The organism is Pseudomonas sp. HMWF021, assembly GCF_003061005.1.
GTDB lineage: Bacteria > Pseudomonadota > Gammaproteobacteria > Pseudomonadales > Pseudomonadaceae > Aquipseudomonas.
Map to the genome: position 1 here is coordinate 60,691 of NZ_QAIK01000136.1, position 20,069 is coordinate 80,759.

Below are 20,069 nucleotides of genomic sequence, written 5' to 3' on the forward strand. Positions count from 1 at the left end.
GGATGACTTAAACCAGTGCGGCCTGATAGCGCGCCGCGACTTCAGGCCAATTGATCACGTTGTAGAACGCGTTGATGTATTCCGGACGACGATTCTGATAGCGCAGGTAGTAGGCATGCTCCCAGACATCCAGCCCGAGAATCGGCGTATTGCCATTCATCAGCGGGCTGTCCTGGTTGCCGCTGCTCTCGACGATCAGTTTCTTCTCGCGGGTGACGCTGAGCCAGGCCCAGCCGCTGCCGAAACGGGTCAGCGCAGCTTTGGTAAAGACTTCCTTGAAACTGTCGAGACCGCCCAATTGCTCATCAATTGCCTTGGCCAGCACGCCATCCGGCTTGCCACCGCCGTTGGGCACCATGACTTCCCAGAACAACGAATGGTTGGCGTGCCCGCCGCCCTGGTTGATCACCGCCGCACGGAGTTTTTCCGGCAATTGCTGGACGCTGGCAACCAGTTTTTCTACCGGCCATTCGGCGTACTCGGTGCCCTCGACGGCGGCATTGAGGTTGTTGATGTAGGTCTGGTGGTGCTTGGTGTAGTGGATTTCCATGGTTTGCGCATCGATGTGCGGTTCCAGGGCGTCATAGGCGTACGGCAAGGCAGGCAAGGTAAAAGCCATTTCAGTGGACTCCATGATGGTGTGAGGCCGAAGCGCGGCGTGCGTTGCCGGTGTCCGGGTGCAGCAGGCGTTGGGTGCGCGGGTATTCGCCGTGCTCGCTGATGAAATTCAGCAGTTCGACATAGGTCTTGCTACTCTGGCGTAACGCCGCTTCCCGCAGGGCCGGGCGCAGACGCTCGTCCTGCATGGTCTGCAACAGTCGCTGGTGAATCGCACAGAGGTACTCGGCGCTCTCCTCCGGCTGATTCAGGCGCAGATGCAGGTCCGCCAGGTTGTGATGGGAGATGACGCAGGCCGCCACCGCTTCGTCGGCATCGGCCCAGCGTTCGAACAGCACTTGCGCCAGGGCCAGGGCTTGCAGGTAAGCCTCGCGGGCATCGATCAGCTCGCCCAGCATGAAGCAGCGATTGGCCCGTTCGATCGTGCGTTTCCAGTGCTCCATGGTGAACCTCCAAAGCGGTTGCGGGATTTACACGCCGCCGGCGGTGAGTTTCTCGGGATTGAGCAACTCTTCCAGTTGGCTGCGCGACAGATCGGTATGTTCCAGCGCGACGTCGATCACCGCGCGGCCTTCCTTGTAGGCCTGCTTGGCGATTTCCGCGGCTTTCTGGTAGCCGATGATCGGGTTGAGCGCGGTGACCAGAATCGGGTTGCGCGCCAGCGCTTCCTTGAGCCGCGACTCGTTGACCTTGAAGCTGGCGATGGCCTTGTCACCGAGCAGACGGCTGGAGTTGGCCAGCAACTCGATGCTGCTCAGCAGGTTCTGGGCGATGATCGGCAGCATTACATTGAGTTCGAAGTTGCCCGACTGGCCGCCGATGGTGATCACCGAATCGTTGCCGATCACTTGTGCGGCGACCATGGCGGTGGCTTCCGGGATCACCGGGTTGACCTTGCCCGGCATGATCGACGAGCCCGGTTGCAAGCCCTCCAGCTCGATTTCGCCGAGACCGGCGAGCGGGCCGGAGTTCATCCAGCGCAGGTCATTGGCGATTTTCATCAGCGACACGGCAATGGCTTTGAGCTGCCCGGAGACAGCAACGGCAGTGTCCTGTGAGCCGATCAGCGCGAACAGATCCTTACCCGGGGTGAATTGCACATCGGTCAGCTGGCTGAGCTGGCGGCTGAAACGCGCGGCAAATTCCGGATGCGCGTTGATCCCGGTGCCGACCGCCGTCCCGCCCTGCGCCAGCGATTGCAGGCTCGGCAGCAAATCCTGAAGGTGAGCGATGTTGGCCTTGAGTTGCTGCGCCCAACCGTTGAGCACCTGGCTCATGCGCACTGGCATCGCGTCCATCAAATGGGTGCGACCGGTTTTGACGTGGTGGTGTACCTGTGTGGCTTTGTTTTCGATGACCTGCACCAGGTGCAACAGCGCCGGCAGCAGCTGTTCGTGCAACGCCAGGGCAGCACTGACGTGGATGGTGGTCGGGATGATGTCGTTGCTGCTCTGGCCGCAGTTGACGTGATCGTTGGCGTTGACCGGCTCACCGAGCAAGCGGCTGGCGAGGGTCGCGATCACTTCGTTGGCGTTCATGTTGGAACTGGTGCCGGAGCCGGTCTGGAAGATATCCACCGGAAAATGCTGCATGAAGTCGCCTTCCAGCAGACCTTGTGCGGCATCGCTGATGGCCTTGCCTTGCGCGGCGCTGAGCTGATTGAGTTCGACGTTGGCCCGGGCGGCGGCGGCTTTGGCGAGGATCAGCGCGCGGATGAATTGCACCGGCATCGGCTTGCCGCTGATCGGGAAGTTATCCACTGCACGCTGGGTCTGCGCGCCGTAGAGAGCGTCCACCGGCACCTGCAGTTCGCCCATGCTGTCGCGCTCAATACGTGTCTTGGTCATCTGAAAATCCTTGGACTAATTCAATGAGAGGAATCGAGGGGAGCAACTCGCAGGTCGCCAGTTGCCAGGTGTAGCGCTGCCAACGCTGGAGCCGGCAACTGCACAGCGACAAGCGCTCCATTTCACGCAACGGCCGCCAGGCTTGATCGAGACACAGGCTACGCCAGTGCCACGGCAACGCGACGTCGCAGGCCGTGTCGAGCAGCAGACGGAAGGAGGTTTCAGCGATGGTCCACGGGGAAGTTGCCGTACAACAGGCCAGATAACGGCCTTCGGCCAGGTAATGTTCGATCAGGCGCGGTTCGTCGGGATCCATCGCGCAACGGATCTGGCGACTCATCCAGCGCCAGCTTTCGAGGTACGGCTGATCGTGCAGGGCAGAACTCATGATCCGGGACTCGTTCGGAGATGAGATTCATTATTAGATGATAATGAGAACCAAAACAAGAGCACCTTTGTAGGAGCTGCCGCAGGCTGCGATCTTTTGATTTTGCTTTCAAACACAAGATCAAGAGATCGCAGCCTGCGGCAGCTCCTACAGGGCGGACATGAAAAAGGCGCGCCATCCGGGTGGATGGCGCGCCTTTTTGTGACGGTGGGAGCTTAGCTGCCCGCCACAGTCATCCGCTCGATCAACACCGAACCCGTGCGAATATTGCTGCGCAGCTCCAGATCATTACCGACCGCGACGATCTGCTTGAACATGTCGCGCATGTTGCCGGCGATGGTCACTTCCTGCACCGCGAACTGGATTTCGCCGTTCTCGACCCAGAAACCCGCCGCACCACGCGAATAATCGCCGGTGACCATGTTCAAGCCATGGCCCATCAACTCGGTAACCAACAAGCCACGGCCCATGCGCTTCAACAGCGCCGCCTGGTCTTCATCACCGTGAGTGACGAACAGGTTGTGCACGCCACCCGCGTTGGCGGTGCTCGGCATGCCGAGTTTGCGCCCGGAGTACGTGCCGAGGATGTACGACACCAGTTCGCCCTTCTCGACGAACGGTTTGGCGTAGGTGGCCAGACCATCACCGTCGTAGGACGCACTGCCCATGGCGCGCATCAGGTGTGGACGCTCATCGATGGTCAGCCACTCCGGAAACAGTTTTTGCCCCAGCGTGCCTTCGAGGAACGACGACTTGCGGTACAAACTGCCGCCAGACACCGCCGACAGGAAGCTGCCGAACAAGCCGCCCGCCAGCTCGGCGGAAAACAGCACCGGTACTTCGCAAGTCGGCACCGGACGCGCGCCCAAACGGCTCGCGGCCCGTTGTGCGGCGCGCTGGCCGATGCTCACAGGGTCCGCCAGCAGGCTGCCCTGACGATTGACGTCATACCAGTAATCGCGCTGCATCTGGCCATCGGCTTCGGCGATCATCACGCAGCTCAGGCTGTGCCGGGTCGACGCGTAACCACCGATGAAACCGTGGCTGTTGCCGTACACACGGCAGCCCTGATGGGTGCTGAGGGTGGTGCCGTCAGCGTTCTTGATGCGCGCATCGGCGTCGAACGCGGCGGCTTCACAGAGCAACGCCTTCTCGATGGCCTGCTCCGGGGTGATGTCCCATTCGTGGAACAGGTCGAAATCCTGCACATCCCTGGCCATCAGCGCGGCATCGGCGAGGCCCGAGGCTTCGTCTTCAGAGGTGTGTCTGGCGATCGCCAGTGCGGCAGCAACGGTTTCGCGAATCGCGTCCGGACCGGTGGCGGAGGTGCTAGCCGAGCCTTTGCGCTGGCCGACGTAAAGGGTGATGCCAAAGCCCTGATCGCGGTTGAACTCGACCGTCTCGACCTCACGCTGGCGCACCGACGTCGACAGCCCCTGCTCCAGCGACACCGCGACTTCGCAGGCGCTGGCGCCCTGACGCTTGGCTTCGGCGATGATCTGCTCGACCTGCTCCTGCAGTGCCGGCAATGCCTGCGGGCCGACGCTTTGAACTGCACTCATGCTCATCTCCACTCAAATTCTGCTTTCGGCTGGGGTCATCGAGCGACCGGGCCGGACAAGCGGCCCCCGACTGGTTATCATGGCGGCGTTTCTTTGCGGACTGCCACCATGGTTGATTCTTACGACGACTCCCTCGATACGGGAGAAAAAAGCAAATCTCAGGTCAAACGCGAGCTGCATGCTCTGGTTGACCTTGGCGAGCGCCTTACAACACTCAAGCCCGACCTGCAGGCAAAACTGCCATTGACCGACGCCTTGCGCCGGGCCTTGGCCGATGCGCCCAAGCACACCGCGAACATCGCGCGTAAACGGCACCTGCAGTTCATCGGCAAACTGATGCGCGATCAGGACACTGACGCGATTCTGACGCTGCTCGATCAACTCGATGCCTCCACCCGTCAGTACAACGAGCGTTTCCACAACCTCGAACGCTGGCGTGACCGCCTGATCGCCGGTGACGATGCCGTGCTGGAGAAATTCGTCGTTGAATACCCCGACGCCGATCGCCAGCAACTGCGTTCCCTGATCCGTCAGGCTCAGCACGAGGTTGCGCAAAACAAACCTCCTGCTTCCAGCCGCAAGATCTTCAAGTACATCCGTGAGCTGGACGATACCCAACGCGGCCTGCGTTGATATCTCGCTCCTGTAGGAGCTGCCGAAGGCTGCGATCTTTTGACTTTGATTTTTAAAAGCAAGATCAAAAGATCGCAGCCTGCGGCAGCTCCTACAGCTTTTTGTTTATGCGCCCGTGCCACCCACGGTGATCGCATCGATTTTCAGCGTCGGCTGCCCAACACCCACCGGCACCGACTGCCCGTCCTTCCCGCACGTACCCACACCGCTGTCCAGCGCCAGATCATTACCGACCATCGACACCCGGCTCATCGCCTCGGGGCCATTGCCGATCAATGTCGCGCCTTTGACCGGCGCGGTGATCTTGCCGTCCTCGATCAGATACGCCTCGCTGGTGGAGAACACGAACTTGCCGCTGGTGATGTCGACCTGACCGCCGCCAAGGTTGGCGCAGTAGATGCCTTTCTTCACCGAAGCGATGATCTCCGCCGGATCGCTCTCGCCACCCAGCATGTAAGTGTTGGTCATGCGCGGCATCGGCAGGTGCGCGTAAGACTCGCGACGACCGTTGCCGGTGCGGGCCACGCCCATCAGGCGGGCATTGAGCTTGTCCTGCATGTAGCCCTTCAGCACGCCGTTCTCGATCAGCGTGGTGCACTCGGTCGGGGTGCCTTCGTCGTCGACGCTCAGCGAACCGCGACGGCCGCTCAACGTGCCGTCATCGACAATGGTGCAGAGCTTGGAGGCAACCATTTCGCCCATCCGCCCGCTGTAGGCTGAGCTGCCCTTGCGATTGAAATCGCCTTCCAGACCGTGGCCGACCGCTTCGTGCAAAAGCACGCCGGACCAGCCCGAACCGAGGACGACAGGCAAGGTGCCGGCCGGCGCCGGAATCGCTTCCAGATTCACCAGCGCCTGACGCAGCGCCTCACGGGCATAGCCCATGGCGCGATCTTCGGCGAGGAAGTAACGGTAGTCGGTTCGCCCGCCGCCGCCATGTCCGCCGCGCTCGCGACGGCCGTTCTGCTCGACGATCACGCTTACGTTGAAGCGCACCAGCGGGCGCACATCGGCCGCCAGGCCACCGTCGGTGGAAGCCACCAGAATCCGCTCCCAGACCCCGGCCATGCTAACGCTGACCTGCTGAATCCGTGGATCGAGGGCGCGGGTGGCAACGTCGATGCGCTTGAGCAACTCGACTTTCTCGGCGCGGCTCAGCACTTCCAGCGGATTGTCCGGCGCATACAACTGCGCGACGTCCTGGGTGCTGAATGCCTGCACCGTGCCGTTCTGCCCGGCGCGGGAAATCGAGCGCGCAGCACGGGCCGCCGCGCCAAGGGCTTCAAGAGTGATCGCGTTGCTGTAGGCAAAGCCGGTTTTCTCGCCGGACTGCGCACGCACGCCGACCCCTTGGTCGAGGTTGAAGCTGCCTTCCTTGACGATGCCATCTTCCAGCGACCACGACTCGGAAATCTGGCCCTGGAAATACAGGTCGGCAGCATCGATGCCCGGGCCGGCCAGGTCACCGAGTACGCCTTGCAGGCTCTCGATGGTCACGCCGCCGGGCGCCAACAGGTGATCACTGACTGAGGACAACAACTCGCTCATAGGTTTACGCCTTAAATTCGTGTTCTGAGGCAGGCCGCTGTGCGCCCTGCGAGAAAAACCGCCGGTGATTGGTCACCGGCATTCGCGCCCTGACAGACGCCTGTTCATCACTGTCGCGTTCGGCCAACAACACCGCTTCGCCTTGATCCTGATGCGCCAGTACACGGCCCCACGGGTCGATGATCGCCGCATGACCGAAGGTCTCACGCGGTCCCGGGTGGGTCCCGCCCTGTGCTGCCGCCAACACGTAACACTGGGTCTCGATGGCCCGGGCGCGAATCAGCACGTCCCAATGCGCCGCTCCGGTCACTGCCGTGAAGGCCGACGGGGCGGTGATCAACTCGGCACCGGCGGCGCGCAGCTCGCTGTACAGCTCCGGAAAGCGCAAGTCGTAACACACGCTCAGGCCAACCCGGCCAACCGGCGTGTCCGCCACCACCACGCCACTGCCATAAGCATAGTCATCGGATTCACGATACCGCCCACGATTGTCCGCCACATCGACATCGAACAGGTGCAACTTGTCATAACGGGCAACGGTTTCACCCTGATCGTTGATCAGCAGCGAACACGCATGCGACTTGGCGTCCGGCTGCCCGAGGGGCGGCAACGGCAAGGTGCCGGCCACAATCCATAACCTGAGGTCGCGGGCGGTCTGTTTCAACCATGGCAGGATCGGCCCTTCGCCAAGCGCTTCGGCGCGGCCGATGTCGGCGATGTCGCGACGGCCCATGGCGGCGAAGTTTTCCGGCAGCACCGCCAGCTTCGCGCCGCCGGCTGCGGCCTGTTCGAGCAGGCGCCGAGCCTGGACCAGATTGGCCAGCACGTCACTCTGGCTGACCATTTGAATCACCGCTAAAGACATGGCCGCTTCCTAACAGGGAGTCCACTTATCACTGTAGGAGCTGCCGAAGGCTGCGATCTTTTGATCTGGTTTTTTAAAAGCAAAATCAAAAGATCGCAGCCTGCGGCAGCTCCTGCACGGGGGAAAGCCTCATGCTACTCAAAAAGGCTTGTCGAAGGTGATTTTCGGCTCTTTCCACGGGCCTTTGACGGTGTACTTGACGCTGGCGAAGCGCGCCACGCGGTCGCCGATCAGCTTGTCGATCAGGAACAACGCCCCGCCGACCGCCGGCGCGCCGACGATCAACGCAGCAATCGGCAGGTTATTGGTCACCGGCAAAGTCACCAGCAATTTCGCATCGACCTGCTCGCGCACCAGATCCAGCGTACCGTTGAGCTCAATGTTGCTCGACGGCCCGGTCAGACGAATCGGCTCGCGAGTGTCGTAGACACCGGCGTTGGCGACCAAAAGACCCTTGACCCTATCGTAGCTCAAGCCCTTGCCGAACAAATCGGAGAAGTCCAGGCGCAGACGGCGACCGATGGAGTTGAAGTTGAGCAGGCCGAACACCCGCAATGCTTGCGCGCCGCCCTCCACTTCAACGAACTGACCTTTATTGAGCGAGGCGTCCAGCGTGCCAGAGAAGCGTTTTGTCGCCAGCCACGCCGGCGAACCCGGCCAGCGGCCATCGACATCCATGTGGAACTCTTCACTGGTCACGCTCGGCGCGAAGCCCCAGCCCTTGAGCACATCGGCGAGATTCTTGCCGCTTATCCGGCCCTTGAACCAGCTGTTGGTCGAACCCGGCGCGCCTTCCCAGCCGCCATTGCCCTGCAACAGAATGCCCTTGAGGCCCATGTCGAGATTGTTCAGGGCGATGCCTTTGGCGGTCGGGCGCACTTTCAGCGACCAGCCACCCACCAGATCCTGGCCCTGGAACAACTGATTGATGGTGATATCCAGCGCCGGAATTTTCGTCGGGTCGACGGAAACCAGCGGGTCGGGTGAATTCTCGTCGGCCTGCACCGTCGGATCCGGCGCCGGCAGGCGCACGTATTGCAGATTGACCGCAATCGGTGCGCCTTTCGCATCGGGAAGACTGGCCGAGCCTTTGGCCTGCTGGCTGTCGAGCGCCAGATTCCACGCCCATGGCTTGCGATTGACCTGCACCGCCGCCTGATCGAGCGTGGTGCCGAATGCCGTGAGCTTGCCCACCTTGAAGTCGGCACTGTTGAGCAGTTGCTTGGCGCTGCCGCCGGGATCGTTACCGGCGTATTTGCTGACCAGATCCTGCCACGGCGCGACGTCCAGCTCCGACAGCACACCGCGTATGCGCAGGCCCTTGGCGTCCGGCAGCACCGCGTCACCGGTGCCGAGAAACAGTTCGCCACGACCCTCGGCGATATTGCTCGGCGGTGCGGCGAAGGTGAAGCTGGCCAGTTGATCGTAACTGACCCAATAACGCCGCTCCGCGCCTTGCAACGTCATGCGGAACACCGTGTCACGGCCCTGCTGGGCCGGCATGCCGAACGGTGCCGGCAGATCCACCGCGACACCTTTCATGCTGGAGCTGACCGTCAACTGGCTGTCGTTGCCGTCCAGGTTGACCTGCAACTGATACGGAATGGTCCCGGACACTGGCAACGGCTGGGTCACGCCCAGCCAATCGGTGAGTTTCTTGACCTCGACCTGCCCGGACGCCGCAACCCGGGTCTTGAGCTTGTTGGCAATGCCATCGGCGAAAATCTGCGCGGTCACCGGTTTGTCGAAAGCCCTGGCGGTGATGTTCTGCCCGCTCAAGCCCTTGGCGCTGTCGAATTGAAAATCGCCCTTGAGCTGGCTCAGTTCAAGCTTCGGTTCTGCCAGTTTCAGCCGCGCATTGGCGGTCTTGAAGTCGACGAGGATCTTCGGCAGATCGCCCTTCTCCAGCGGAATATCGAGTTTGACCTTGCCCTGCAGATCGCCCTCGCCTTCCCAGCCGGCAAACGTTTCGCCAGTGCCGATCGGTGCGGTCTGCAGAATCTTCAGCCCGTCGCCCAGCCCGCCGGCAAACCCGCCATCGAGAAGCAGATGCGTGTGCTGCCCGGCCGGCAAATGGGGAATATTGACGAAAACATCGCTGACTCGGGTGTCGAGCAACTGGCCCTTGTCGGCGACGATGCGCACGCCGCTGTCCTCGATGAACACGTCACCGCTGACCTTGCTCACGTGCGGCCAGCCCGGCTGGAACGCCAGCTCGGCGTCATGCACCTTGAAGAACAGGCTGATGCTGCGGTCGACATCCTTGGCGTTCTTGTTCAGCGAACCCTGGTACTGGAAGAAGCCTTGATCCACCGCGCCTTTGAGGATCGCCGTGCGCAGCCACTCGTCGAGGGCCGGACTGAGGACTTCGGGCAGGTATTTGGCGGTGTAGCGACCGTCGCCATCGACCAGACCGACGCGCAGGTCCATGTAGTCTTCCTGGCTATGGTCGAAGTGCAGGCGGATCAGGAAGTCGCCGGCAATCTTGCCCTCTTCGCCCAGCACCTTCAGGTACGGCGCAATCAGGGTGAAACCGTCTTTATCGAGCTTCCAGGTCAAGCGGGCGTTGGCCTGGATGTATTGCCATGGCTTGGCGAAGATCGGGTCCAGGTGCAGGACGAAATCCTTGCTGTCCATGCGCAACTCGCCACCGTCGAGGTTGCCGCTCAGGCTGCCACTGACGTTTCGCGCCGCCGGAGCACCGTGATAGGCATCGAAACCGACTTGATCCAGGTTGGCAGCAAAGCCGAATTTCGAGCCGTCGGTGGCGTTGGGACGAAAATCCAGCAGCACGTTGCGCAGCCCACCGGTCACTTTCAGATGATCAACGACCGTGGCGAAGCCTTCCGGCAATGGCCCCAGCGCATTGAGCAGCGGTGTGATCGGCGTCAGATCGAGGCGGTCGGCCTGCAGATGCCAGAGCTCGTCGACTTTATCGGTAGCTGCCGTCTGCTTGAGCTGCACATGGGATTCCCAGCGGGTCTCGCCGAAATTCATCGCCAGCGAATCGAGGGTAACCGTCGCGCCATCATCGTCGCGCTGGTAGTAGCCGTTGAGCGCCAGATTGTTGATCTGGATCGGCTTGCGCTCGGCATAGGCGCCAGTCAGTTGTGGCGCGTTCAAACGGATGGCGGCGCTCTGCAGGGCACCGTCGTTCCAGTTCACCCACAGTTCGCCGCCAGCCTTGATCTCGGAGAAATTCCACTGTTGGGTCACACGCTCCGGCAGCCATTTGGACCAGTCGCTTTGCGGCAGGCTGACATAACCTTCCAGCGAACTGTCCGGCAATTGCGAGGGGCGAATCCGCGTACGCAGGCTCATCGCCACCGGTTGCCCGTCGGGCAAGGTCAAACGGGCGTCGAGACGCTGACGGCTGGTGCCGTTTTTCAGGTTGAGACCGACGTAGGTGAAGGTCATCGGCGCCTGATCCAGCGGCTGCACGGTCACCTGACTGTCGAGCACCGAGAGTTGCTGAACCATCTGCGAGCGATTGAACAGTTGCTGGGGGTCCAGCGGCTGGTCGTTCTGCACCGGCAGGCCTTCCAGTGCCCAGGTGCCGTCCTGCGCTTCCTTGACGCTGACCTTCAGACCGTTGAGTTCCAGATGGGCGATGCGCAATTCGCGCGCCAGCACACTGCCCCACAGATCGGGCACCACGCGCACCCGATCCAGACGCAACGCGTTGGCGCCGTCACCGACCATCACATCGTGGGCCAGCAGGATCGGCGCGAAACCGCTCCAGTTGCCTTCCAGTTCGCCGATCTGCAACGGCATGCCGAGCGCGGCGGTGGCCTTGTCTTCGATATCGGTGCGATATTCCGCCACCAGCGGCGTCAATTCCCGACCGAGGCTGACGTACAGCGCCATCAACACCAGAACCAACGCGCACAGGCCCAGCCCCCAGCGGGTAAGTGCGGCCAGAATGCGTGTCAGACGCTCCATGTCAGTTGGCTCCCATGGCGATAAAACTGCGAAAAGCTGAGGCCAGCCGTTTTGGATTGAATGTGCCGCAGGATCTCAGAGCAACACCACGTCATATTGTTCCTGGGAATACATGGTTTCGACCTGAAAGCGTATGGTGCGGCCAATGAACCCCTCAAGCTCGGCGACGTTACCGGATTCTTCGTCGAGCAAACGGTCCACCACTTTCTGGTTCGCGAGCACCCGATAGCCCTCAGCCTGATAGGCACGGGCTTCACGCAGAATCTCGCGGAAAATCTCGTAACAGATGGTTTCCGGGGTCTTCAGCTTGCCGCGCCCCTGGCAACTGCTGCACGGTTCGCACAGCACTTGCTCAAGACTTTCGCGGGTACGTTTGCGGGTCATCTGCACCAGTCCCAGCTCGGTAATGCCGATGATGTTGGTCTTGGCGTGGTCGCGTTCGAGCTGTTTTTCCAGGGTTCGCAGCACCTGACGCTGGTGTTCTTCATCTTCCATGTCGATGAAGTCGATGATGATGATCCCGCCCAGATTGCGCAGGCGCAATTGACGGGCAATTGCCGTGGCAGCTTCCAGATTGGTCTTGAAAATGGTTTCTTCGAGATTGCGGTGGCCGACGAACGCCCCGGTGTTGACGTCGATGGTGGTCATGGCTTCCGCCGGATCGACCACCAGATAACCGCCGGACTTGAGCGGCACTTTGCGCTCGAGGGCTTTCTGGATTTCGTCTTCGACGCCATACAGGTCGAAAATCGGCCGCTCGCCCGGGTAGTGTTCCAGACGATCGGCGATTTCCGGCATCAGCTCGGCGACGAACTGCGTGGTTTTCTGAAAGGTTTCCCGGGAGTCGATGCGGATCTTCTCGATTTTCGGGCTGACCAGATCGCGCAAGGTGCGCAGGGCCAGGCCGAGGTCTTCGTAGATCACACTCGGCGCGCCGACTGTCTTGATCTGCTCGCTGATCTGATCCCAGAGGCGGCGCAGGTAGCGGATGTCCATGAGGATTTCATCGGCCCCGGCACCTTCGGCGGCGGTTCGCAGGATGAAGCCGCCGGCCTCCTTGATCCCTTCCTTTGCCACACAATCGCTGACCACCTGCTTGAGGCGTTCGCGCTCGGCTTCGTCTTCGATTTTCAGGGAAATGCCGACGTGGGCGGTGCGCGGCATGTACACCAGATAGCGCGACGGAATCGACAGCTGTGTCGTCAACCGCGCGCCTTTCGACCCGATCGGGTCCTTGGTGACCTGCACCACCAGGCTCTGGCCCTCGTGCACCAGCGAGCTGATGCTTTCCACCGCCGGGCCTTCGCGCAGGGAAATTTCCGAGGCGTGGATGAATGCCGCACGATCCAGACCGATATCGACGAATGCCGCCTGCATGCCCGGCAGCACCCGGACAATCTTGCCCTTATAGATGTTGCCGACGATCCCGCGTTTTTGCGTGCGCTCGACGTGGACTTCTTGCAGCACACCGTTTTCGACCACCGCCACGCGCGATTCCATCGGCGTGATGTTGATCAGAATCTCTTCACTCATGGCAGGGTCTCGTTCAGGCATGTTCACGATAATGGCCGCATCTTGATCCATACGACGCTCATTGCGCGTTCAGGTTTTGCCAACAGGGTATGCCGAAATGGCCCAACAGTTCTGCGGTTTCGCAAACCGGCAGCCCGACCACCGCCGAATAGCTGCCATTGAGGCCCGCGACGAACACCGCGCCGAGGCCCTGAATGCCATAACCGCCGGCCTTGTCCCGGGGTTCGCCACTGGCCCAGTAGGCGGCGGCTTCTTCGCGGTTGATGGGGCGAAACCGCACCAGACTGCGCACAACCTGCGACTCACAGCGCTCGCCTTCGAGCACGGCGATGGCGGTGAGCACTTCATGCTCCTTGCCGGACAACATCATCAGCATGGCGCATGCATCGGCTTCGTCCACCGGTTTGCCAAGAATTTTGCCGTCGAGTACCACGGCGGTATCGGCACCCAGCACGCAGAACGTTGCGTCAGACGCCAATGTGCGCCGACCTGCCTCGGCCTTGCCACGCGCAAGGCGTTCGACGTAGGCCGATGGCGATTCTTCAGGGAGCGGGGTTTCATCGATGTCCGCACTGATGGCGGAAAACGGAACGCCGATCTGCGTGAGCAACTCACGCCGACGCGGCGATCCAGAGGCAAGGTAAAGCGGCTTCATCAAGACATCTCCCTTGTCGAGGTGCGGGCAAATGCCTGACCGGATCAGTTGATTTTGTAGCGCCGGCGCAATCCACGCAAAGCGAAGCTGATCCAGGGCCAGAGCAAGGCACTGACCAGTGCCGGCAGCACCAGCGCCAGGGTCGGCTGACGGTTGCCGGTCAGTGCGCTGAGCCACAGCTGGACCAGTTGCGCGAGGCCGAAGATCACCAGGATCACCAGGCACTGCTGCCACATAGGGAACATCCGCAGACGCTGCTGCAACGACAGCACGAGGAAGGTGATCAGCGTCAGGATCAGGGCATTCTGACCGAGCAGATCCCCCTGCAGCACGTCTTCGGCCAGCCCCAGGCAGAACGCGGTGACCATGCCGACTGTATGCGGCATGTACAAGGCCCAGAACGTCAGGAGCAAGGCCAGCCACAGTGGGCGCAGGATTTCCATGAACATCGGTAGCGGTGACACGCTGAGCAGGATGCCGACGACAAACGTCAGCCAGACGATCCAGCCGTTACGCGAAGCGGTAGCGCCGACCATTACTCTTGTCTCCCGGTGGTGGCCGGCGCGGCGGCAGGCGGTTTGGTCGCCGCTGCAGGTTTGGTCGCGGCCGGTTTGCTTGCCACGGGCTTGGCCGCAGGCGTACTGGCAGCAGGCGCTGGCGGTGCAGCGGGCGCTGCTGCAGCAGCCGGGGCGTTTACGGTTTTCGGCACCGTGGCCGGAATCACCGGGCCACCGCCCTGCGCATCAAGATTTTCCTGGGCTTGCGCCGCATCGTTGGCGCGCTCTTCGGCGGTACGGTTGTCGCTGAACACCAGCAGCAGATAGCGGCTGCGGTTCAGTGCAGCGGTCGGCACCGCACGGACAATCGCGAACGGCTGGCCGGAGTCGTGGATGACTTCCTTGACCGTCGCCACCGGGTAACCGGCCGGGAAGCGCTGACCGAGGCCGGAGCTGACCAGCAGATCGCCTTCCTTGATGTCGGCGGTGTCGGCGACGTGGCGCAATTCCAGGCGTTCCGGGTTACCGGTGCCGCTGGCAATCGCCCGCAGACCGTTGCGGTTCACCTGGACAGGAATGCTGTGGGTGGTGTCGGTCAGCAGCAGCACTCGGGAGGTGTACGGCATCAACTCCACCACCTGGCCCATCAGACCGCGTGCATCGAGCACCGGCTGACCCAGCACCACGCCGTCACGCTCACCTTTATTGATGATGATGCGATGGGTGAACGGGTTGGGGTCCATGCCGATCAACTCGGCCACTTCGACCTTTTCATTGACCAGCGCAGAGGAATTGAGCAACTCGCGCAGCCGAACGTTCTGCTCGGTGAGGGCGGCAAGCTTTTGCATGCGGCCCTGCAGCAGCAGGTTCTCGGTCTTGAGTTTTTCGTTTTCGGCGACAAGCTCGGTGCGACTGCCGAACTGGCTGGCGACACCTTCCCACAAGCGACCGGGCAGGTCGGTGATCCAGTAGGCATCCATCAGCACCAGCGACGCTTGCTTGCGCGCAGGCTTGAGCAGGTCAAAGCGGGCATCGACCACCATCAGCGCGATCGATAGCACGGCCAGCACCAACAGGCGCACGCCCAACGAAGGGCCCTTGGCGAAAAGCGGTTTAATAAGCCGCTCCTCCCAGGCAAATGTTCTGTTTATTCATACGGCATCAAACCGGCCTGGATGAAGACTGACAGAAGATAAACGCCAACAGGCAGCACTGCAAAGTGCTGCCTGCGCGCTCACCCACGTATTGCAAACCGGCGAGTTATTCGCTGGAGAGCAGGTCCATGGTGTGTTTGTCCATCATTTCCAATGCACGGCCACCGCCGCGAGCAACGCAGGTCAGCGGGTCTTCGGCAACGATCACCGGCAGACCGGTTTCCTGGGCCAGCAACTTGTCGAGGTCACGCAGCAGCGCGCCACCACCGGTCAGCACCAGGCCACGCTCGGCGATGTCGGAAGCCAGTTCCGGCGGCGACTGCTCCAGGGCGCTTTTCACCGCCTGAACGATAGTGGCCAGGGACTCTTGCAGAGCTTCCAGCACTTCGTTGGAGTTCAGGGTGAATGCGCGTGGAACGCCTTCGGCCAGGTTGCGACCGCGAACGTCGACTTCGCGAACTTCGCCGCCCGGGTAGGCCGTGCCGATTTCCTGCTTGATGCGCTCGGCGGTCGATTCACCGATCAGGCTGCCGTAGTTGCGGCGCACGTAGGTGATGATCGCTTCGTCGAAACGATCGCCGCCAACGCGCACGGATTCGGCATAGACCACGCCGTTCAGGGAGATCAGCGCGATTTCGGTAGTACCACCACCGATATCGACGACCATCGAACCGCGTGCCTCTTCAACCGGCAGACCGGCACCGATCGCTGCAGCCATTGGCTCTTCGATCAGGAACACTTCACGGGCACCGGCACCGAGGGCCGATTCACGGATGGCACGACGCTCAACCTGGGTGGACTTGCATGGAACGCAGATCAGCACACGAGGACTGGGCTGCAGAAAGCTGTTTTCGTGAACCTTGTTGATAAAGTATTGCAGCATCTTTTCGCAAACGCTGAAGTCGGCGATCACGCCGTCCTTCATCGGACGAATGGCAGCAATGTTGCCCGGCGTACGGCCGAGCATGCGCTTGGCTTCGGTGCCGACAGCAACGACACTTTTCTGGTTACCGTGTGTCCGAATGGCCACAACCGATGGCTCATTCAGGACGATACCGCGCTCGCGCACGTAAATAAGGGTGTTGGCAGTGCCCAGGTCAATGGAAAGATCGCTGGAAAACATGCCACGCAGTTTCTTGAACATGGGAAAGGGACCCTAGGCAACGCGTGGGTAAAAAAGTGCGGCAAACTCTAACAACGACAGGGATTTTGGGCAAGGCGCCAATATGTTAAATTGGCCGCTTTTCTGTGCACCAAGCCCCACAATCGCGGCCTTATGACCGTAGAAGTGCGGTAGTGTTCCGACAATCTAACACACGGACGCCGTCCGTTCTGTTTTCCACTGGAGAATCCCGATGGCGCTAGAACGCTCCGACGTGGAAAAAATCGCACATCTGGCCTGCCTTGGCCTCAATGATGCCGATCTTCCGCACATTACTTCCGCCCTCAACAGCATTCTCGGGCTGGTCGACGAAATGCAGGCCGTCGATACCGACGGTATCGAGCCTTTGGCCCACCCGCTGGAAGCCAGTCAGCGCCTGCGCGCCGACGTCGTGACCGAGACCAATCACCGCGAGGCCTATCAGTCCATCGCACCAGCGGTCGAAAACGGCCTGTATCTGGTTCCGAAAGTCATCGACTAAAGGGAAAGAGCCTGCAATGCATCAAATGACTCTGGCCGAGATCGCCCGCGGTCTCGCCGATAAAAAGTTTTCCTCCGAAGAGCTGACCAAAGTCCTGCTGGCGCGTATTACCCAGCTCGATCCGCAGCTCAACAGTTTCATCAGCCTCACCGAAGAGCTGGCGCTCGAGCAGGCGAAAGCCGCCGACGTGCGTCGTGCCAACGGTGAGAGCGGCGCCCTGCTCGGCGCGCCGATCGCCCACAAGGACCTGTTCTGCACCCAGGGCATCCGCACCAGCTGCGGCTCGAAGATGCTCGACAACTTCAAGGCGCCCTACGACGCCACCGTGGTTGCGAAACTGGCCGCTGCCGGCGCCGTGACCCTGGGCAAGACCAACATGGACGAATTCGCCATGGGCTCGGCCAACGAGTCGAGCTGGTACGGCGCGGTGAAAAACCCGTGGAACCTGGAACACGTACCGGGCGGTTCGTCCGGTGGTTCGGCGGCGGCGGTTGCCGCGCGTCTGTTGCCAGCGGCCACGGCCACTGACACCGGTGGTTCGATCCGTCAGCCCGCTGCATTCACCAACCTCACCGGCCTGAAACCGACCTACGGTCGTGTGTCGCGCTGGGGCATGATCGCGTACGCCTCCAGCCTCGATCAGGGCGGCCCGTTGGCACGCACTGCCGAAGACTGCGCAATTTTGTTGCAAGGTATGGCCGGGTTCGATCAGAACGACTCCACCAGCATCGATGAGCCGGTTCCGGATTACTCCGCCAGCCTCGGCGATTCGCTGCAGGGCCTGCGCATCGGCGTGCCGAAGGAATACTTCAGCGCCGGTCTCGACCCGCGCATCGCCGAGCTGATCCAGAACAGCATCAAGGAGCTGCAGAAGCTCGGTGCGGTGATCAAGGAAATCAGCCTGCCGAACATGCAGCACGCGATTCCGGCGTACTACGTGATCGCCCCGGCAGAGGCCTCCTCGAACCTGTCGCGTTTCGACGGCGTACGCTTCGGCCATCGCTGCGAGAACCCGGAAAACCTGATCGACCTGTACAAGCGCTCCCGTGGCGAAGGCTTCGGCCCTGAAGTGCAGCGCCGGATCATGGTCGGTGCCTACGCGCTGTCCGCCGGTTACTACGACGCCTACTACCTCAAAGCGCAGAAGATCCGTCGTCTGGTGAAGAACGACTTCATGGCTGCCTTTAATGAAGTCGACATCATCCTCGGCCCAACCACGCCGAACCCGGCCTGGAAGCTCGGCGCCAAGAACAGCGACCCGGTCGCCGCCTATCTGGAAGACGTCTACACCATCACCGCCAACCTCGCGGGCCTGCCGGGCCTGTCGATGCCGGCCGGTTTTGTCGATGGTCTGCCGGTGGGCGTGCAGTTGCTTGCGCCGTATTTCCAGGAAGGCCGTTTGCTCAACGTTGCCCACCAGTATCAGTTACACACTGACTGGCACACCCGCACCCCGCAGGGGTTTTGAAACTGCTGCGCTCGGTAATGCTGCGTTGAAAACTGGCTCGTAATGCTCATTGACTACAGTCAACTCCGCTTACTCGCCAGTTTTCGCCTTGCCTTACCTTCGCTCGCGACGTTTCAAAATCCCCAGCAAAAGGCTAGGAGACACACATGCAATGGGAAGTCGTGATCGGGCTGGAGATTCACACTCAGCTCACTACCCGATCGAAAATCTTTTCCGGTAGTTCCACCCAGTTCGGCTCCGAGCCGAACACCCAGGCCAGCCTGATCGACCTGGGCATGCCCGGCGTGTTGCCGGTGCTGAACCAGGAAGCCGTGCGCATGGCCGTGATGTTCGGTCTGGCGATTGACGCCGAGATCGGTCAGCACAACGTGTTCGCGCGTAAAAACTATTTTTACCCGGACCTGCCGAAGGGCTACCAGATCAGCCAGATGGAATTGCCGATCGTCGGCAAGGGCCACCTGGACATCGCCCTGGAAGACGGCACCGTCAAACGTGTCGGCATTACTCGCGCACACCTGGAAGAAGACGCTGGCAAGAGCCTGCACGAAGAATTCAACGGTGCCACCGGCATCGACCTGAACCGTGCCGGCACGCCGCTGCTGGAAATCGTTTCCGAGCCGGACATGCGCAGCGCCAAGGAAGCCGTGGCTTACGTCAAGGCGATCCACGCACTGGTGCGTTACCTGGGCATCTGCGACGGCAACATGGCCGAAGGCTCGCTGCGTTGCGATTGCAACGTATCGGTACGGCCGAAAGGCCAGGTCGAGTTCGGCACCCGCTGCGAGATCAAGAACGTCAACTCGTTCCGTTTCATCGAGAAGGCGATCAACTCCGAGATCCAGCGGCAGATCGAACTGATCGAAGACGGCGGCAAAGTGATCCAGCAGACCCGTCTGTACGATCCGAACAAGGACGAGACCCGTCCGATGCGCTCCAAAGAGGAAGCCAACGACTACCGTTACTTCCCCGATCCGGACCTGCTGCCAGTGGTCATCGAAGAGTCGTTCCTGGGCGAGGTGCGCGCCACCCTGCCGGAACTGCCACCGCAAAAACGCGAGCGCTTCCAGAGCCAGTTCGGTCTGTCGGCGTACGACGCCAACGTGCTGGCCACCAGCCGTGAGCAAGCGGACTACTTCGAGAAAGTCGCAGCCATCGGCGGCGACGCCAAACTGGCGGCGAACTGGGTGATGGTCGAGTTGGGCAGCCTGCTCAACAAGCAAGGCCTGGACATCGAGGATTCGCCGGTTTCCGCTGAACTGTTGGGCGGCATGCTGCAGCGCATCAAGGACAACACCATCTCCGGCAAGATCGCCAAAGTGGTGTTCGAAGCGATGGCCAACGGCGAAGGCACGGCAGACGAGATCATCGACAAGCGCGGTCTCAAGCAAGTGACCGACACCGGCGCGATCTCCGCAGTCCTGGACGAAATGCTCGCGGCCAACGCCGAGCAGGTCGAGCAATACCGCGCGGCAGACGAAGCCAAACGCGGCAAGATGTTCGGCTTCTTCGTCGGTCAGGCCATGAAGGCTTCGAAAGGCAAAGCCAACCCGCAGCAAGTGAACGAACTGCTGAAAAGCAAGCTCGAAGGCTGATGCAAATGGAGCCAGACCTGAAACCTGGCTCCATCCCCTGTGGGAACAATCCATGGCGGGGGAAGTTTTGTGGTGAGGGGATTTATCCCCGATGGGTTGCAAAGCGACCCCAATTCTTCTGTAC

The 20,069-nt window shown here is 61.3% G+C and carries 17 protein-coding genes; 4 read left to right on the forward strand and 13 right to left on the reverse strand.

The window, feature by feature from the left end; genetic code table 11:
• Positions 1–7: 7 nt before the first annotated feature.
• The 5 genes from DBR18_RS18700 to pmbA all read right to left on the reverse strand — a co-directional run bounded on the left by DBR18_RS18700 (position 8) and on the right by pmbA (position 4,415).
• Positions 8–619, reverse strand: a complete 612-nt coding sequence (locus tag DBR18_RS18700; RefSeq protein ID WP_108591419.1) for a superoxide dismutase — start codon at positions 617–619, stop codon at positions 8–10.
• Position 620: 1 nt separating this feature from the next.
• A complete protein-coding gene (locus DBR18_RS18705) occupies positions 621–1,061 on the reverse strand; it encodes a hypothetical protein (RefSeq protein WP_007967199.1) in 441 nt (146 codons plus the stop codon).
• A 27-nt stretch (positions 1,062–1,088) separates the two neighbouring features.
• Positions 1,089–2,465, reverse strand: a complete 1,377-nt coding sequence (locus tag DBR18_RS18710) for a lyase family protein (RefSeq protein ID WP_108591420.1) — start codon at positions 2,463–2,465, stop codon at positions 1,089–1,091.
• Entirely contained in the window at positions 2,446–2,853 is a 408-nt protein-coding gene (locus tag DBR18_RS18715; RefSeq protein ID WP_108591421.1) for a FagA protein, read from the reverse strand. Before DBR18_RS18715 ends, DBR18_RS18710 begins: the two co-directional genes overlap by 20 nt.
• A 215-nt stretch (positions 2,854–3,068) precedes the next feature.
• Entirely contained in the window at positions 3,069–4,415 is a 1,347-nt protein-coding gene (pmbA, locus tag DBR18_RS18720; RefSeq protein WP_047597853.1) for a metalloprotease PmbA, read from the reverse strand.
• Between the two features lie 108 nt (positions 4,416–4,523).
• Between pmbA and yjgA the strand changes: the two genes are divergently transcribed.
• Positions 4,524–5,048 carry a ribosome biogenesis factor YjgA gene (yjgA, locus tag DBR18_RS18725; RefSeq protein WP_025109468.1) on the forward strand — a complete coding sequence of 175 codons (525 nt, stop codon included), beginning with the start codon at positions 4,524–4,526 and terminating at the stop codon, positions 5,046–5,048.
• A gap of 105 nt (positions 5,049–5,153) precedes the next feature.
• On the opposite strand, the gene tldD is transcribed toward yjgA, so the two are convergent.
• The 8 genes from tldD to mreB all read right to left on the reverse strand — a co-directional run bounded on the left by tldD (position 5,154) and on the right by mreB (position 16,386).
• Positions 5,154–6,596: a metalloprotease TldD gene (tldD, locus tag DBR18_RS18735; protein ID WP_007961588.1), complete on the reverse strand. Its 1,443-nt coding sequence runs from the start codon at positions 6,594–6,596 to the stop codon at positions 5,154–5,156.
• A gap of 4 nt (positions 6,597–6,600) precedes the next feature.
• Positions 6,601–7,461 carry a carbon-nitrogen hydrolase family protein gene (locus DBR18_RS18740; protein WP_108591422.1) on the reverse strand — a complete coding sequence of 287 codons (861 nt, stop codon included), beginning with the start codon at positions 7,459–7,461 and terminating at the stop codon, positions 6,601–6,603.
• Positions 7,462–7,599: 138 nt separating this feature from the next.
• Positions 7,600–11,403: a YhdP family protein gene (locus DBR18_RS18750; RefSeq protein WP_108591423.1), complete on the reverse strand. Its 3,804-nt coding sequence runs from the start codon at positions 11,401–11,403 to the stop codon at positions 7,600–7,602.
• 75 nt (positions 11,404–11,478) lie between these two features.
• Positions 11,479–12,936: a ribonuclease G gene (rng, locus tag DBR18_RS18755; RefSeq protein WP_108591491.1), complete on the reverse strand. Its 1,458-nt coding sequence runs from the start codon at positions 12,934–12,936 to the stop codon at positions 11,479–11,481.
• A 58-nt stretch (positions 12,937–12,994) separates the two neighbouring features.
• On the reverse strand, positions 12,995–13,591 hold the full coding sequence (locus DBR18_RS18760; RefSeq protein WP_108591424.1) for a nucleoside triphosphate pyrophosphatase: 597 nt from the start codon (positions 13,589–13,591) through the stop codon (positions 12,995–12,997).
• A gap of 44 nt (positions 13,592–13,635) precedes the next feature.
• A complete protein-coding gene (gene mreD, locus DBR18_RS18765) occupies positions 13,636–14,127 on the reverse strand; it encodes a rod shape-determining protein MreD (RefSeq protein WP_108591425.1) in 492 nt (163 codons plus the stop codon).
• Entirely contained in the window at positions 14,127–15,206 is a 1,080-nt protein-coding gene (mreC, locus tag DBR18_RS18770) for a rod shape-determining protein MreC (RefSeq protein ID WP_108591426.1), read from the reverse strand. Before mreC ends, mreD begins: the two co-directional genes overlap by 1 nt.
• A gap of 142 nt (positions 15,207–15,348) precedes the next feature.
• Complete coding sequence (gene mreB, locus DBR18_RS18775) at positions 15,349–16,386, reverse strand: rod shape-determining protein MreB (RefSeq protein ID WP_002555108.1); 1,038 nt, start codon at positions 16,384–16,386, stop codon at positions 15,349–15,351.
• A 211-nt stretch (positions 16,387–16,597) separates the two neighbouring features.
• On the opposite strand from mreB, the gene gatC reads away from it, so the two are divergent.
• From gatC to gatB, 3 genes are all read left to right on the forward strand, one after another.
• Positions 16,598–16,885 (forward strand): Asp-tRNA(Asn)/Glu-tRNA(Gln) amidotransferase subunit GatC, encoded by a 288-nt coding sequence (gene gatC, locus DBR18_RS18780; protein ID WP_003221657.1) that lies wholly within the window; start codon positions 16,598–16,600, stop codon positions 16,883–16,885.
• A 16-nt stretch (positions 16,886–16,901) separates the two neighbouring features.
• Entirely contained in the window at positions 16,902–18,353 is a 1,452-nt protein-coding gene (gene gatA, locus DBR18_RS18785; RefSeq protein WP_108591427.1) for an Asp-tRNA(Asn)/Glu-tRNA(Gln) amidotransferase subunit GatA, read from the forward strand.
• Between the two features lie 146 nt (positions 18,354–18,499).
• Entirely contained in the window at positions 18,500–19,945 is a 1,446-nt protein-coding gene (gatB, locus tag DBR18_RS18790; RefSeq protein ID WP_103521629.1) for an Asp-tRNA(Asn)/Glu-tRNA(Gln) amidotransferase subunit GatB, read from the forward strand.
• Positions 19,946–20,069: the final 124 nt, after the last annotated feature.